Below are 13,172 nucleotides of genomic sequence, written 5' to 3' on the forward strand. Positions count from 1 at the left end.
CCACATGGTCCGCATGCACGTCGACTACCAGGGGAAGCTGCGCAGCGAGGCCGTGCACGAGCCGTCCGGGTCGCGCATCGAGACGGACGCGCCCGCCGACAACGAGGGGCTCGCCGAGCGCTTCTCGCCGACCGATCTCGTCTGCGCGGCGCTCGCGAGCTGCATCCTCACGACGATGGGCATCGTCGCGCGACGCCGCGAATGGCGCATCGAGGGCGCGCGCGTCGACGTCGAGAAGCACATGACGACCGACCCGGTGCGCCGCATCGGGCGCATCGTCGCGCGCATCGCGATGCCCGCCGGCATCCCCGAGGAGGCGCGCGCGGTGCTGGTGCGCACGGCGAACACGTGCCCCGTCCACCGCAGCCTGCACCCCGACGTCGAGCTCGACATCGCGTTCGACTGGGCCTGACGCGCCGCCGCACGGTGCGGGGCGCGCGCGTCAGTCGTCGCCGCGCGGGCGCCCGCGGAGCCTCTTGACGGCGGAGCGCCCGCGCTTGGCCGCGACGCGGCGCTCGGTGCTGCCCTTCGTCGGCTTCGTCGCGCGTCGGGGGCGCGCCGTCGAGAGCGCCTCGCCGAGCCATTCCTCCAGGCGGCGGGTCGCGGCTTCGAGATTGCGCCGCTGCGTGCGGTGCTCGCCGCTCGTCGCGCACAGCGCGCCGCTCGCGTCGAGCCGGGCGGCGAGACGCGCGCGCACGCGCGCGATCGCGGCGGCGCCGAGGACTTCGCGCGCGCCGTCGAGGTCGAGCCGGAGGTCGACCTTCGTGGCGACCTTGTTCACGTTCTGCCCGCCGGGCCCGCTCGCGCGCGCGTGGCGCACGCGCAGCAGGCGCGCCGGGATCCGCGCGCTGCGCGGCCGGCCCGCGGCGTCCCAGACGATCTCGAGGTCGCGGAGCTCGGACACGGTTCGCGCCCCCGGAGCCTTCGTTGCGGGTGCGGCGGCCGCACGCGCCGCGCAAGGCTACTGGCGCCGCGTCGCGTCGCTACCTTGCCCGCCCGCTCCGCGGCGTTCGTCGTGCGTCGCCGCGCGATCGGCGAACCGTCCTCCGCGCGCGCGCCCACCTCCGGGATGACCTTCGTGATCGCCGAGCTCGCCCTCGTCGCCAGCGCGCTCTACGCCGGTGCGGTCCTCCGCGCCGGCGTCGCCGCGCGCGCGCTGCCGGCGCGCGGGCTCGCGCGCTCGGCCTATCGCGCGCCCGACGCGGCGGATGCCGAGCTCGACGCGCTCGCGGAGCGCCACCCGACGCTCGCGCGCGTCGAGGCGTACGGGCGCTCGCAGGGCGGTCGCGCGCTGCGCCTCGTGCGCGTCGGTGCGCGCGAGGCGCCCGCTCGTCTGCTCGTCACCGGCCACATCCACGCCGGCGAGTTCGTCGGCGGGCACGTCGCGCGCGCGGTCGCGCGCGCCATCGCCGAGGGCGACGACGACGATGCGCGCGCGCTCCGCGCGCGCGCGCAGGTGCTCGTGGCGCCGCTCCTCAACCCCGACGGCGCCGTGCGCGTGTGGGAGCGCGGCGGGTGGACGCGCCTGTCGGGGATGCGGCACACGCAGGGCGGCGTCGATCCGAACCGCAACTTCCCGTTCGAAGGCTGGCGCGAGGGCGGGCGGCGCGACGGGCCCGCGCACCGGCGCGAGCGCGCGTGGAACTCGGCGCGCAGCCGGCCGGGAACCGTCTACTACCGCGGGCCGGGGCCGCTCTCCGAGGTCGAGTGCCGCGCGCTCGTCGCGCTCTGCGCGCGCGAGCGGTTCTGCGCCGCGCTCCACTTCCACAGCTTCGGCGCGGTCGTCTACGCGCCCGCGCTGGTCGACGGCTTCGCGGGCGCGCGCGGCGACGGCATCGCGCGCGGGCTGGCCGTCTTCGAAGGCGCCTTCCAGTCGCGACAGCGCGAGCGGCGCTATCGCTACGTGCCCGAGCGCCCGGCCGCGATCGCCGGCCAGCTCGACGCGTACCTCGTCGGCGCGTTCGGGATCCCGAGCGCGACCGTCGAGGTCGGGCGGCCGGGCCTCGCGCTGCTGCACCCGGCGCGCTTCGCGAACCCGTTCTGGCTGTGGAACCCGGTGGATCCCGAGCGGTGGGCGCGCAACGACGTCCCGGCCGCGCTGCACGCGCTGCGCGCGATGCTCGACGCGACCGGCGGCGCTCCGTCGTCGCCGCGGCAGCCGCGCCTCGCGGCCGCGATCGAGGCGGATCTCGGCGCGTGATCGCGGTGCGCGCCGCGCGCGCTCAGATGCCGAGGAAGCGGTCGATCTCGTCGGCGAGCTGCTCGGGGTGCGTCACCGGCAGCATGTGGCTGCCTTCGAAGACGGGGACGAGCTTCGCCGACGGAATGCGCGCGGCGAGGTCCTCGGCCACCGAGTACGGGACGAGGCGATCGTCGTTGCCGTGCAGCACGAGCGTCGGGACCTCGATGCGCTCGACGTCGAGGCCGCTCGTGTCCATGCGCGTCATCTCGGCGCGGTAGGCGGCGAGCGTTCCGGGGCGCGCGAGCATCGCGATCGTGTAGTCGGCCCAGCCGCGCGGAATCGCCTCGGCGCGCGAGAACGCGACGGCGAGCCCGCCGTTCGCGACCGCGCGCCCGAGCGGCGGAACGCGCGCGATCCAGTGCAGGAGCGGCTCGCCGAGCGGGCTCCCGAGCAGCGCGCCGGCGACGCCGAGGGGGTTGTCGCGCTCGCTCGGGGTCGCCGGGCCGATCGAGCCGACGAGCACGAGCCGGTGCACGCGCTCGGGGTGCGCGAGCGCGAACGTCTGCACCACGCCGCCGCCGTACGACCAGCCGACGAGCGAGGCGCGCTCGATCCCGAGCACGTCGAGCAGCGCGGCGAGGTCGTCCGCGTTCGAGGCCAGCGTGTACGTGCCGGCTTCCGCGGGATTCGCGCGGCTCGAGAACCCGTAGCCGACGCGGTCGTAGGCGATGGCGCGGCGGCCGCGCCGCGCGAGCGCGTCGGGCGTCTCGTACCAGTCGCTCGCGAAGGAGGGCAACCCGTGCACGAGCACGACGGGCGGGCGGAGCGCGTCGGCGCCGAACTCCCGGAAGTGGATGGCGCGGCCGTTCGCGAGAGGCTGGGTGCGCCCGCGCGGCGGCATCGCGGACGGATCGGGGCCGAGGCCGAGGAGGTCGAGCGCGGTGGGCAGGCCCGCCAGCACGAGCGCGACCGCGATCACGACCCAGAGCACGAAGCGTCGTACGCTCATGCGCGTTCCTCCCGTCGTCGGCGCGACGGCGCGGACGGTACCGCACGCCCGACGGCCGGACGCCTCTCGCGCGCCGATGCCCACGGCCCCGCTGCTAGAGTGCCTAGCATGGGGCGTCGTCGGTGATCCATCTGTCCGAGCGGGTGCTGCCGGCACCGCGCCGCGCGTCGCTTCCCGAGGCGCCGCCGCTGCGTCGGATGCTGGGCCCGAGCATCATCCTGCTCGGGCTCTCCATCGGGAGCGGCGAGTTCGTCCTTTGGCCGAAGCTCACGGCAGAATGGGGCTTCGGCCTCTTCTGGGCGTGCTGGCTCGGCGCCACGATGCAGTTCTTCATCGACATGGAGGTCGAGCGCTACACGCTCGCGACGGGCGAGAGCGCCGTCGTCGGGTTCGTGCGCGCGTCGCGCGCCTGGGGCCCCGTCTTCCTCGCGTGCGGCATCGTGCCCTGGATCTGGCCGGGGTGGGCGACGGGCGCGGGCGTGCTCCTCTCCTGGGAGATCGGCGGCCCGCCGGTGCTGTACGCGGTGGTCGGGCTCGTCGGCTGCGGCGTCGCGCTCACGCTCTCGCCGGTCGTCTACCGCTTCGTCGAGGTCGTGCAGACCGTCCTGGTCGTGACGATCTTCGCGCTCGTGCTGCTGCTCGCCGCGCTCGTCGTGCGCGGCGATTCGCTCGCGGCGCTCTTCGACGGCGCGTTGCGCTTCGGCTGGGTGCCCGACGGCATCCACCTGCCCGCGCTCCTCGGCGCGCTCGCGTTCGCGGGAGCCGGCGGCACCGTCAACCTCGCGCAGTCGAACTACATCAAGGACAAGGGCTACGGGATGGGCTGCTACATCGGCCGCATCACGAGCCCGCTGACGGGACGCGAGGAGGCCGAGAGCACGGTCGGCTACGCGTTCGAGGACGACGCTTCCGCGCGCGCGCGCTGGGCGACGTGGTGGCGGCGCGCCAACGTCGAGCACTTCTTCTCGTTCTACGTGCTGTGCGTCCTCTCGCTCGCGCTCTTCTGCCTGCTCACGCACGCGCTGATCGGGTCGGGCCGCATCGGCGGCGGCGACTTCGACTTCATCGCGGCGCAGGGCGACGCGCTCGCCGCGCGCTTCGGCGCGTGGGCGGAGCACGCCTTCTTCGCGGCCGGCTTCGCGGTGCTGTTCTCGACCGAGCTCGCCGTGCTCGACGCCGTGACGCGCGTCGTGGCCGACCTCGTCAAGGTCGTCGCGCTCCGCGATCGCGAGGACTGGACGATGACGCGCGTGTACTTCGCCGTGCTGTGGATGTTCGTCGCGTTCGGCGTGCTCGTGATCGCGCTCGGGATGCAGCGCCCGCTCCAGCTCCTCGTGCTGTCGGCGGCGCTCAACGCGGTGGTGATGTTCCTGTACTCGGGGCTCCTGCTCTGGGTCAACTGGACGAGCTTCTCGCCGCCGCTGCGCCCCGGCCCGCTGCGCGTCGTCGCGCTGCTCGGCGCGTTCGCGTTCTTCGGCTACTTCAGTGTGGTCACGCTCGTCGAAGAGGCGCCGAAGCTCGTTCGTTAGGCGCCGCCGAAGGCGCGCGTGACGAACCAGAAGATGCCGAGCCCGCAGATGCCGGCGGAAGCGGCGTCGACCACCCACCGGTGCGCGCTCCCGTCGCCGATGCGCCGGAGCATCCGCAGCAGCGGCCAGGCGGCGGCGACGACCGCGATCTGTCCGATCTCGACGCCGACGTTGAAGCCGAAGAGCGCGGGCGCGAGGCGCTCCGCCGGGAGCGCCATCTCCGCGAGGACGCCGGCGAACCCGAACCCGTGCACGAGCCCGAACGCGAACGCGAGCATCGCGCGCACGCGCGCGGGGCGGCGCGTGCGCGCGAGCAGGGCGAAGTGGCAGGCGGTGAAGACGGCGAGCCCGACGAGCGGAACGGCGCCGACGGCGCTCCGGCCGCCGAGTGCGACGGCCGCGCACAGAGCGAGCGCGACGACCGCGAGGACGGGCACGCTGCGCCCGCGCCCCGCGTGCGACCACGTGTTCTCCGCCGCGACGAGCGCGACCGAGAACCCGATCATCGCTTCCACCGCCGCGGCCTGCGGGTGCACGTAGCCGAGCACGGCCAGAGCGAGCGTCACGCTGTGCGCGATCGTGAAGCCGGTGACGACGCGTGCGACCTCGCCGAGCGCCGGGGCGAGCAGGACGAGCGCGAGCACGAACGCGAGGTGGTCCCAGCCCGACAGGATGTGCTCGACGCCGAGCCCGACATAACGTGCGAGCGAGCGGAGCGCGGGCTCTTCGGCGCGGGCGGGCGACGCGCCCGGTGGTCCGGCCTCCGCCGCGGGCAGGGCCCACGCGGGCTCCGCCTCGGTCAGCACGCGTTCGCTCACGCGCCCGTCGGTCCGCGCGACGCGGGCGAAGTGGAGATGGGAAGGCGCGACGTCGAGCAGCACGTTCGTCTCGATCGCCGCGGGCGGGCCGCCCGGGCAGACGACGCGCCACGCGAACGCCGCCCAGCCCTCGTCCGCGCTCCGCTGCTCGGGCGGGCCCTGCGCCTCGCAGAGCGGCCCGTCGACACCGCCCGAGCGCGCGACGAGCCGCTCGGCCAGGTAGGCGGCGGCGCGCGCCGCGAGCGTCGGGTCGTCGGGCGGCGCGTCGAGCGCGATGCGCGTCAGCTCGAGCCGCGGGATGCGCACCTTCACGCGCGCACCGCCGTCGTCGAGCTTCCAGCTCGAGTAGGAGACGCTGCGCGTGTGCGCGCGCGCGTCGCTCGACGGCAGCACCACGGCGCCGAACGCGAGCGCGATGGAGAGGGCGAGTGCGGCGCGCGCGACGGCCGCGTCGCCGCGTCCGGGCGGGGTGCGGGGCGCGAGGGTGGGCTGCGGCGGGAAGGGCGGGGTCACGGCCGGCGGACGCTAGCGCGCGCTGTGCGGCCCAATTTCAGAACGCCGTTCCGGCGAACGAGTTCGCATGATGGAGAGAAGGGCACCTCGTCGACTCGGCGGTCCGATTCCGATCGCACGCCCGGGATCGCGCGTCGTGGACCGAGCGTTCCCGCGACAGATCCGGGCCCGATCGGCCCGGTTCACGCCTCGATCGGCCGCGATTCGCCCCTCGTCGCCGGACTTCCGCGCGGAGGGCTTGCGCAGGATCGGATCTGTGCTAGTTTCTCGCCCGACACATCGCGATTCGCACCGCCATCCAAGCCCGCCGCCTCCGGCGGGCTTCGTCGTTCCGGGGATCTTCGCGATTCCTTCGCGCGCGCCGGGCCCGCGCTGCGCTCCGCCGATCAGCGGAAGAGCGCCGCGGCCAGTCGCTTCCGGAACGACGTCGTCAGCTCGTGGTCCGGACCGAGCACCTCGAACAGGTCGAGCATCCGCTGGCGGGCCGCGCCGCCCGCGTGCTGCGCGTCGCGTGCGACGCACTGCAGCAGCACGTCGAGTGCCGCGGCGTGGCGGCCCGCGCTCGCGAGCGCATTCCCGAGCGCGAGGCGCGCGTCGAGGTCGTCCGGGTTCCCGACGAGCACGGCCTCGAGCCGCGCGACCTCGTCGGCGACCGGCGCGCCCGGCGCATCGGCCGCGACGCGAAGCTGCGCGGCCATCCGCTGCGCGTCGGCGTGCTCGGGCTGGTCGGGGCCGATCGTCTCGAGCGCGTCCAGCGCCGCGCTCGCGTCGCCGCGCGCCGCGCGGAGCCGCGCGAGGCCGAGCCAGGCCCGCGCGTGGCGGCGGTCGAGCTCCGTCGCGCGGACGAACCGATCCTCGGCGGCGTTGTCGTGCCCCGCGGCGGCGAACTCCTCGGCCTCCGCGACGAGCTCGTCCGCCTCGCTCGGGAGGACGCTCGCGACGAAGCGCCGGACGACGGCCTCGGGCTGCGCGCCGGTGAAGCTCGCGACCGGCTCGCCGCCGCGGAACGCCACGACGAACGGAATGCTCCGGACGCGGAAGCGCGTCGCGGCCTCGGGCGCCCGATCGGTGTCGACCTTCGCGAGCAGGAACGCGCCGGCGTGCTCCTCGGCGACGCGCTCGAGCACGGGCCCGAGCGCGCGGCAGGGGCCGCACCACTCCGCCCAGAAGTCGACGACCACCGGGCGCTCCCGGGACCCCTCGACGACGACCCGCTCGAACGCGTCGTCGCCGACGTCGACGACCGTCGGCCCCGCTCCGCCTCCGCTGTCCATCGCTCGCCCTCCTCGCCTGCTCCGGTCCGCGCGCCGCGCGCCGCGCGAGTCTATCCTCGGCGGGGCACTCGGGAAGTGCGCTCGCATAACGAAGCGTCCGGAGGGCGAAGGGGGCACCGTGGACGACGTGCGGCTGACGCAGCTCGTTCCGGCTGGCGGCTGAGCCCGCAAGCTGGGAGCCGAGGACCTGGTCCAGGTCCTGAGGACGGTCGCTCCGTTCCCGACGCCGTGGGTCGACCCGCGCGTCGGGCCGATGGAGGACGCGGCGCTCGTGCGCCCGCCGTCCGCCGCCCCGCTCGCCTTCACGGTCGACTTCATCACGCCCATCGTCGACGACCCGTGGACGTACGGCGCGATCGCCGCGGCCAACGCGATGTCGGACGTGTACGCGATGGGCGGCCGCCCGCGCGTCGCACTCGCGGTCTGCGGCTTTCCCGACGACCGCGTCCCGAACGCGGTGCTCGCGCGCATCTTCGAAGGCGGTCGCGACAAGGCGGCCGAGGCCGGATGTGCGATCGCCGGCGGCCACACGATCCTCGACCCCGAGCTCAAGTACGGCCTGTGCGTGATCGGCGACGTCGAAGGGCCGCCTCTCGCGCAGACGGGCGCGCGGCCGGGCGACGCGCTCGTGCTCACGAAGCCGATCGGGTCGGGCGTCGCGGCGCAGGCGATCAAGCAGGATCGGCTGGCGCCGGCCGATCGCGACACCGTGGTCGCGGCCATGCTTCGGCTCAACGAGGACGCCGCGCTCGCCGCGCGCGCGGCCGGCGCGCGCGCGGCCACGGACGTGACGGGCTTCGGCCTGCTCGGCCACCTGCACAACCTGCTCGTCGGTTCGGGTGCGGCCGCGCGCATCGAGGCGGCCGCCGTTCCGCTCTTCCCCTTCGCGCGCGGGCTCGCGGAGGCCGGCGCGGTTCCCGGCGGAACGCGGCGCAACGCGCGCTGGGTCGAGCCCCACGTGCGCTTCGCGGCAGGCGTCGACGACGCCGCGCGCCTCCTGCTGTGCGACGCGCAGACGTCGGGGGGGCTGCTGCTCGCGATCGCTCCGGAGCGCGAGGGCGATCTCGTCCGCGAGCTCGCCGCGCGCGGCGCGCTCGCGGCGGCGGTGATCGGCCGCGTCGTCGCGCCGGAGGTCGGCGGCGCCGGGAGGATCGAGGTCGTCTGACCATCGCGCGGAGGGCGGGGGCGATGCCGGGCTCCCGGTCCGCGCGCGCGCGGGCGCTCCCGCGATTCGCTGCTCGCGCTAGTGCTCGTCGGCGCGCCGGCGCCGCTCCCGTGCTCCCGCGCGGATCGCGGCGAGGGCGCGGAGCGCGGCGAGCACCGCGAGGCCGCTCGCCGCCGCGCGCGGCTCCGGCACCGGCAGCGCCGCCAGGCCGCTCGTCGTCATCTCGTCGAGGCCGATCGCGGCCCCGATCGGCGCCGGCGATGCGCCGCCCGCGACGACGTCGAGCAGCGTCCGCGACGCCGTCTGGTTGCCGACCATGTAGAAGAGCCCGCTCGCGCTCGACCACGCGAGCGACGCGGCGTCGCGCGCCCACGTGTTGCTCGCGGACGGATGCGGCAGGACGGAGATCGGGCAGAAGCCTCCGCTCTGCGGCGTCACCTCGATGAGGCCGCCGATGCCCGCACCGAGCAGCTGCCCGTGCTGCGCGTCGTAGGCGAGGCCCTGGAAGAACCCGTTGTCCGTCTGGTCCGAGTTCGTGACGAGCGTGCATTCGTCGGTGACGGCGCCCGTGTCGGGGTCGATCGAGACGAGGCGCTCGACGCCGCCGACCAGCCGCTCGACCCCGAGGAGGACGTCGTCGCTCGCGCCCGGCCCGCCCGGATTCCACGCGAGCGAGATCAGCCCCGCGCGCCCGGTGAGCACGGTCGTCGAGAGCACCGCGCCCGTCGCGGGATCGACCTCGAGCAGCTCGGCGTTCGACGTGCTCGCCGGCCAGACGGCGTAGAGCACGCCGCGTTCGGGGGCGTACTCGAGCCCGGTCGGCCGCACGTTTCCGGCGCCGAAGACGGCGGCCGTGCTCCAGTTCGCGGCGAGCCCGTCCGCCGCGACCAGATCGTTCGCGACGGCCGACGCCACGGCCGCGCCGAAGAGCGAGTCGCTCGCGTCGGCGGCCGCGACGAGCCGCGTCGACGCGCCGCTCCCGACCTCGCCGCACAGCCCGCCCGCGCAGAGCCCCGTCGCGAGCGAGTCGCTGCACGCCTCGCCGTCGGCCAGCGACGCGGTCGTGCTCGCGTGGCACGCGCACGTCTCTCCCACGCCCGTTGCGCCGGCGCGGTACGACGCGCACTCGCTCGTCGTCAGGCACGCGCCGCCCGCGCTCGCCTGCATCAGCCGACAGCTCGAGCCCGCGACGTGCACGAGACACGCGTTGTGGCCGCGCTCGTGCGCGATCGTCTGGGCGAGCACGTCGAAGTCGATCGCCGCGCTCGCGACCGCCGAGACGAGCGCGGTCGCCGCGGCGCAGCTCGGCGTCGTCGCGCAGCCGATCGCGCCCGCTCCGCCTCCGCACTTCGAGATGCTGTCGACGACGAACACGGCGGGCTGGCCGCCCGCGATCGTCGCGAGCATGCCGGCCTTCGCGTCGAAGTCGAGCGTGTCGAGCCCGTCGCCGGTCGTGCCGAACGGCGTCGCGGCGATCGTCGCGGTGATCTCGGTGCAGCACGGCGCGTCGGCCGGGCCGTTCTCGCTCTGCAGCAGCAGCCGCGCGTCCTCGAGCGCGCGATCGATGGCGGCCTGGTAGAACGGGAGGCCGTTGGCGTCGACGAGCTCCTGGTGCACGTAGAAGGCGAGCTCGTGGAGTGCCTTCGACGGCATCTGCGCGCGCGCGTCGCGCGCGGCGACGAGCGGAGCGAGCAGACCGAGCAGCCCGAGCAGTGCGCGGGCGAACGCACGCGCGGGCGCGACTGCGCGCCGGCGCGTCATCGCGCGCCTCCGCGTGCGGCCGCGTGCCGACACGCGTCGCGCGCCGTCGCCGCCTCGTCGCGCAGTCGCGCGTCGCCGGCCGCGTCGGCCTCCGCCTCGATCCGCGCGAGTGCGCTCTCCGCGCGGGCGCGGCCCGAGGCGCCGAGGCCGCGCACCGCCGCCTCGCGCCGGAGTCGCGCGATGCGCGCGCCGTCGTGGTGGCGGTGGCGCGCGCGTGTCGGCGCGGCAACGCGGCCCGCGCGCGTCTCGAGCCACGCGAGCGCGCGGTCGTCGCCGCGCGCGAGCAGCCCCATCGCCGCGGGGATCTGCTGCCAGGCGCGGTAGCGCGCCGTCTCGAGCTCGCCCGTCGCCGCGGCCGCCGCGGCGTCGTAGTCCGCGAGCGCGGTGAAGGCGGGCCCGCACGCGCACGCGCCGAGCGCGAGCACGGCGTTCGCGTGCCGGTCGCTCCGGGTCGGATCGAGCAGGAGGGCGGCGAGGAAGTCGCCGGCGGCGTCGCCGAGCGTCTCGGCGCGGTCGACGGGCAGGCCCTCGAACCAGACCTGCGAGACGAGCGCCTCCGCGGCGGCGACGTCGTCGGTGGCGGCGGCCGCGCGCGCACTCGCGGCGGCGAGCGTCGAGAGCGCGAGCGCGAGCAGGGCGGCGCGCGCGGCGCGCTCCATACGATGTCCCCCCGGCGCGGGATTCTATCGGCCCTGCTTCGACTTCCGAGCGGGGCGGGCGCGTGCGGCGGGGCACGGCCGCGGCCCGGGCGGGCGACGGGCTCGCAGCACCCTGTTGAAATTGAAATCCGATTTCGATAGAACGCCGCCGCGGATCGGTGAAATTGAAAGTCGTTTTCAAAATAAATCCGTCGGCCCGGCCTGCGCGCGCGCAGTGTCCGCCGGACGACGGGATGGAGGAGCTCGGGATGCAGGGGAACGGACGGGGTGTCGGTCGCGGGCGCATCGGCGCGGCGACCGCGGTCGCGGGGGCGCTCGTCGCGCTGCTCGCGGCGGGCGCGGCGACCGCGAACGACGATGCCAGTGCCGGGGCGAGGGAGGAGGCGAGCGGGAAGTCGACCGACGATCGCGTCGACGACCTCGAGCAGCGCGTCGAGGTCGTGCTCGAGGAGATCGACTCACTGCGCAAGATCTTCGCGGTGCCGGAGGAGGGCGGGCTCGTCAGCTACTCGGGCCTCGGCCCGGCGGCCTCGAAGGTCTTCCAGCGCGACCGCGGCCTCTCGATCGGCGGCTACGGCGAGGTCGTGTTCGCGGCGCAGGTCGGCGACGAGGACGGCTCGCAGAACGAGCTCGACGCGCTCCGCGGCGTCCTCTACCTCGGCTACAAGTTCAACGACTGGATCGTCTTCAACAGCGAGATCGAGTTCGAGCACGGCGGCGAGGAAGTGGGCGTCGAGTTCCTCACGCTCGACTTCCTGCTGTGCGAGGCGCTCAACGCGCGCGCCGGCCTCCTGCTCGCGCCGGTCGGGTTCACCAACGAGATCCACGAGCCGGTGTTCTTCTTCGGGGCCAACCGACCCGAGGTCGAGCGGCGGCTCATCCCGAGCACGTGGCGCGAGAACGGACTCGGCATCTACGGCACGATCGCCGAGCGCATCGACTACCGCATCTACGCGATGAACGGCTTCCGGGCCGCGGGCTTCAGCGAGGCCGGTATCCGCGGCGGGCGCCAGAACGGCAGCGAGGCGCTCGCCGACCACTTCGCGATCGTCGCGCGCGTCGACGCCGAGCTGGCACCGGGCGTCGACGTCGGCGGCTCGATCTACCACGGGAAGTCCGGACAGAACGACACGATCACGCGCGACGTCGCGATGGTGCCGACGACCTTCCTCGTGCCCGACGCGCCGCTCACGCTGTGGGAGGTGCACGGCCAGGTCCGTCACCGCCGCGCGCAGGTGCGCGGCCTGTTCACGCAGACGATCCTCGGCGATTCCGCGGCGCTCTCGGCCGCGACGGGCACGACGATCGCGCGCACGATGCAGGGCGGCTACGTCGAGGTCGCGTATGATGTCATGCCGTTCCTCCGCGGCGAGACCGAGATGACCCTCGAGCCCTTCTACCGATACGAGCGCCTCGACACGCAGCACCACGTCACGGCGAACGCCCTCGCCGCGGCCGGTGCGGCGACGCGCGACGGCAATCGCGATCGCGCGCTGCACGTCGTCGGCGTCTCGTTCAAGCCGCATCCCCAGGTCGTCCTGAAGGTCGACTATCGAAGCGTGAGCGCCGAGGTCGGCGGCGCCGCGGACGAGGTCCAGGCGGGCATTGGCTTCGTGTTCTGACGCATCCGTGCGCCGGGCCGCCGCGCGCGTCGCGGCGGCCCGGCGGCTCGCGGCGACGACGACGGCGGCGGGAGCGCTCGCGCTCCTCGCCGCCGCTCCCGTCTCGGCGAAGGTCTTCCACTCGCAGGAAGAGGCGCTGGCGCTCGCCTTCCCCGACGCCGACCGCATCGAGTCGGACACGACGCTGCTCTCCGAGGCGCAGGTCGCCGCCGTCGAGGCCGCGGCGCGCTCGAAGCTCGAGACGCGGATCGCGAAGTTCTACGTCGGCTGGAAGGACGGCGAGCGCCTCGGCTACGCGTTCATCGACGTCCACACGGTGCGCACGCTGCCCGAGGCCTTCCTCGTCGTGCTGACGCCCGAGGGCCGCGTGCGCACGCTGCGCGTGCTCGCCTTCCACGAGCCGCTCGACTACATGCCGACGAAGCACTGGTACGAGCAGTTCGACGGCAAGGGCCTCGAGGATCCGCTCCGCCTCGGCGGCGACGTGCACGGCGTCGTCGGCGCGACGCTCTCGTCGCGCGCCGTCACGCAGAGCGTGCGCCGCGTGCTCGCGCTGCACCGCTACGTCGTGCGCGGCGACCGGCCCGACGCGCCCGCGAGCGACGCGGCCGAAGGCCCCGGCGCGGGCGACGACTGACCG

General features: G+C 75.1%; 12 protein-coding genes. 6 read left to right on the plus strand and 6 right to left on the minus strand.

The window, feature by feature from the left end; genetic code table 11:
• Positions 1-4: 4 nt before the first annotated feature.
• The gene (locus tag R3E88_02730; GenBank protein ID MEZ4215367.1) at positions 5-412 is read left to right on the plus strand and encodes an OsmC family protein; all 408 of its coding nucleotides are present in this window, start codon (positions 5-7) and stop codon (positions 410-412) included.
• A gap of 30 nt (positions 413-442) precedes the next feature.
• On the opposite strand, the gene arfB is transcribed toward R3E88_02730, so the two are convergent.
• Complete coding sequence (gene arfB / locus R3E88_02735; GenBank protein MEZ4215368.1) at positions 443-904, minus strand: alternative ribosome rescue aminoacyl-tRNA hydrolase ArfB; 462 nt, start codon at positions 902-904, stop codon at positions 443-445.
• A gap of 165 nt (positions 905-1,069) precedes the next feature.
• Between arfB and R3E88_02740 the strand changes: the two genes are divergently transcribed.
• The gene (locus R3E88_02740) at positions 1,070-2,200 is read left to right on the plus strand and encodes a M14 family metallopeptidase (GenBank protein MEZ4215369.1); all 1,131 of its coding nucleotides are present in this window, start codon (positions 1,070-1,072) and stop codon (positions 2,198-2,200) included.
• 22 nt (positions 2,201-2,222) lie between these two features.
• On the opposite strand, the gene R3E88_02745 is transcribed toward R3E88_02740, so the two are convergent.
• Complete coding sequence (locus tag R3E88_02745) at positions 2,223-3,191, minus strand: alpha/beta hydrolase (GenBank protein MEZ4215370.1); 969 nt, start codon at positions 3,189-3,191, stop codon at positions 2,223-2,225.
• A gap of 122 nt (positions 3,192-3,313) precedes the next feature.
• Here R3E88_02745 and R3E88_02750 point away from each other — a divergent pair, with 122 nt between their 5' ends.
• On the plus strand, positions 3,314-4,720 hold the full coding sequence (locus R3E88_02750) for an Nramp family divalent metal transporter (GenBank protein MEZ4215371.1): 1,407 nt from the start codon (positions 3,314-3,316) through the stop codon (positions 4,718-4,720).
• On the opposite strand, the gene R3E88_02755 is transcribed toward R3E88_02750, so the two are convergent.
• Positions 4,717-6,051 carry a HupE/UreJ family protein gene (locus R3E88_02755; protein MEZ4215372.1) on the minus strand — a complete coding sequence of 445 codons (1,335 nt, stop codon included), beginning with the start codon at positions 6,049-6,051 and terminating at the stop codon, positions 4,717-4,719. The two genes, R3E88_02750 and R3E88_02755, sit on opposite strands and share 4 nt — an antisense overlap.
• Before the next feature lie 386 nt (positions 6,052-6,437).
• Positions 6,438-7,325: a tetratricopeptide repeat protein gene (locus R3E88_02760; protein ID MEZ4215373.1), complete on the minus strand. Its 888-nt coding sequence runs from the start codon at positions 7,323-7,325 to the stop codon at positions 6,438-6,440.
• A 118-nt stretch (positions 7,326-7,443) separates the two neighbouring features.
• Between R3E88_02760 and selD the strand changes: the two genes are divergently transcribed.
• A complete protein-coding gene (gene selD / locus R3E88_02765) occupies positions 7,444-8,490 on the plus strand; it encodes a selenide, water dikinase SelD (protein ID MEZ4215374.1) in 1,047 nt (348 codons plus the stop codon).
• 78 nt (positions 8,491-8,568) lie between these two features.
• On the opposite strand, the gene R3E88_02770 is transcribed toward selD, so the two are convergent.
• Together R3E88_02770 and R3E88_02775 are read right to left on the minus strand one after the other, a co-directional pair.
• The gene (locus tag R3E88_02770; protein ID MEZ4215375.1) at positions 8,569-10,251 is read right to left on the minus strand and encodes a hypothetical protein; all 1,683 of its coding nucleotides are present in this window, start codon (positions 10,249-10,251) and stop codon (positions 8,569-8,571) included.
• Positions 10,248-10,910 (minus strand): hypothetical protein, encoded by a 663-nt coding sequence (locus R3E88_02775; GenBank protein ID MEZ4215376.1) that lies wholly within the window; start codon positions 10,908-10,910, stop codon positions 10,248-10,250. Before R3E88_02775 ends, R3E88_02770 begins: the two co-directional genes overlap by 4 nt.
• A 248-nt stretch (positions 10,911-11,158) precedes the next feature.
• Between R3E88_02775 and R3E88_02780 the strand changes: the two genes are divergently transcribed.
• Both R3E88_02780 and R3E88_02785 read left to right on the plus strand, forming a co-directional pair.
• Complete coding sequence (locus R3E88_02780; protein MEZ4215377.1) at positions 11,159-12,532, plus strand: hypothetical protein; 1,374 nt, start codon at positions 11,159-11,161, stop codon at positions 12,530-12,532.
• A 7-nt stretch (positions 12,533-12,539) separates the two neighbouring features.
• Positions 12,540-13,169: an FMN-binding protein gene (locus tag R3E88_02785; protein MEZ4215378.1), complete on the plus strand. Its 630-nt coding sequence runs from the start codon at positions 12,540-12,542 to the stop codon at positions 13,167-13,169.
• Positions 13,170-13,172: the final 3 nt, after the last annotated feature.

The organism is Myxococcota bacterium, assembly GCA_041389495.1.
GTDB lineage: Bacteria > Myxococcota_A > UBA9160 > UBA9160 > UBA4427 > JAWKRT01.

What these genes read in the sequence shown, in the direction of transcription:
- R3E88_02730 (MEZ4215367.1), top strand. Translation starts at nt 5, where the DNA reads ATGGTCCGCATGCACGTCGACTACCAGGGGAAGCTGCGCAGCGAGGCC.
- R3E88_02740 (MEZ4215369.1), top strand. Translation starts at nt 1,070, where the DNA reads ATGACCTTCGTGATCGCCGAGCTCGCCCTCGTCGCCAGCGCGCTCTAC.
- R3E88_02745 (MEZ4215370.1), bottom strand. Translation starts at nt 3,191, where the DNA reads ATGAGCGTACGACGCTTCGTGCTCTGGGTCGTGATCGCGGTCGCGCTC.
- R3E88_02760 (MEZ4215373.1), bottom strand. Translation starts at nt 7,325, where the DNA reads ATGGACAGCGGAGGCGGAGCGGGGCCGACGGTCGTCGACGTCGGCGAC.
- R3E88_02770 (MEZ4215375.1), bottom strand. Translation starts at nt 10,251, where the DNA reads ATGACGCGCCGGCGCGCAGTCGCGCCCGCGCGTGCGTTCGCCCGCGCA.
- R3E88_02775 (MEZ4215376.1), bottom strand. Translation starts at nt 10,910, where the DNA reads ATGGAGCGCGCCGCGCGCGCCGCCCTGCTCGCGCTCGCGCTCTCGACG.
- R3E88_02780 (MEZ4215377.1), top strand. Translation starts at nt 11,159, where the DNA reads ATGCAGGGGAACGGACGGGGTGTCGGTCGCGGGCGCATCGGCGCGGCG.